This window comes from Micromonospora sp. NPDC049799 (assembly GCF_040656655.1).
Classification (GTDB): Bacteria; Actinomycetota; Actinomycetes; order Mycobacteriales; family Micromonosporaceae; genus Micromonospora.
In genome coordinates this window covers 1-1,060 of the sequence record NZ_JBFAMU010000916.1, presented here as the reverse complement: position 1 = coordinate 1,060, position 1,060 = coordinate 1, and the positions used below count along the sequence as shown (strand labels likewise).

Below are 1,060 nucleotides of genomic sequence, written 5' to 3'. Positions count from 1 at the left end.
GAGCGGGTGGCGTTCTGCGTCCGCAAGCAGGCCGAGCGGGAGTCCGGGTACGCGGCCACCGGCCCGTCCGGGGACACCGGTGTGGGGGCGCCCGGGTCGTCGGCGGGGCGGTCGCGGTCGCGTTCGGGGGTGTCCGGGCTCACCCCGTGATCCTCTCAGGCGTGCCGGCGACACGGGCGGCCGGTGGCGGCGGATCCGCTCACCGGGCGAACGGCTCCAGCATCACCGCCGCCGCCTTCAGCCACGCCTGCCGGGTCTCCGCCTGCAACTGCGGGTACTCGATCGACGAGCCGGTCTCCAGCGCCGGGTCGTACGGGACCACGGCGACCGCGCGGGTGCGGGTGGCGAAGTGCCGTTCCAGGTCGGTCTGGAGGGTCGAGCGTCCGGGCGTCGGGCAGGAGATCAACGTGACGGCGTTGTCGGCCAGCTCCCCCATGCCCACCTCGTGCAGCAGGTCCAGCATCCAGTCCGCGCTGAACGCCGCGTCCTCGCGGGGCACGGTGGTGACCACCAGCTGGTCGGCCGCCTGCATGACGGTGCGCCAGTTGGCGCTCTCCACGTTGTTGCCGGTGTCCACGCAGACCACGTCGTGGGTGCGCCGGAGCAGGTCCAGCACCCGCCGGACGGTGAACTGGTCGAGCCGCTGGGCGAAGCGGGGGCTCTCCTCGCCGGCCAGCACGTCGTAGGAGCCGTCGGAGGCGTGCCGGAGGTAGTCGTCGAGGTGCTCCAGCAGGTCGGGGCCGTCCTTGATCTCGATGTGCGCCAGGTCGCTGATCAGGTGCCGGATGGTGCGGGCGTGCCGGGCGCTGCCGGCGCGCAGCCCCAGCGTGCCGCGCAGCTCGTTGTCGTCCCAGGCGAGCACGCCCCGCCCGCGCACGCTGCCGACGGTGGCGGCGGCCAGCACGGTGGCGGTGGTCTTGTGCACCCCGCCCTTCGGATTGGCGAAGGCGAGCACGCGCGGCGTGCCCAGGTCCCGGCGCAGCACCCCGGTCGCCCGTTCCAGCTCCGGGTCGACGCCCTGCGGGCGCCACTCGACCCGGGCCCGGTAGCTCCGCTCCGG

Annotated in this window: 1 protein-coding gene; it reads right to left on the bottom strand. The window is 74.5% G+C overall.

Features of this window, described 5'->3' with window-relative positions; translation table 11 throughout:
* Window positions 1-199 precede the first annotated feature (199 nt).
* On the bottom strand, window positions 200-1,060 hold an 861-nt coding region (locus AB0I76_RS30615; protein WP_357042824.1), incomplete at its 5' end, for an AAA family ATPase.